General features: G+C 68.8%; 1 pseudogene. It reads left to right on the top strand.

Annotation, left to right across the window (positions count from 1 at the left end):
- Positions 1-205: pseudogene (locus tag AMS65_RS19685) on the top strand (hypothetical protein); the annotation flags it as partial.

The following is a 205-nucleotide window of genomic DNA, read 5'->3' on the forward strand; positions in this document are numbered from 1 at the left end:
GCGAGGGGCACGAAGCAGGCCGCTGGCAAGCCGCTGTTCCAGGCGAAGGACGGGATCTCTCGTGACGCGATGGCGGCGTACATGTACCGCATCGACACCACGACGAACCCGGCGGCTGCTGCGGTGGCGCTGTTCGCTGATGTGCGGCAGGCCGCCACCGTCTGCAAGGAGGTCGCCTGGATCTCGCCGACCTGTCGCTCGACGG

Origin of the sequence: Leucobacter celer subsp. astrifaciens (assembly GCF_001273835.1) — a bacterium.
Lineage (GTDB): Bacteria > Actinomycetota > Actinomycetes > Actinomycetales > Microbacteriaceae > Leucobacter > Leucobacter celer.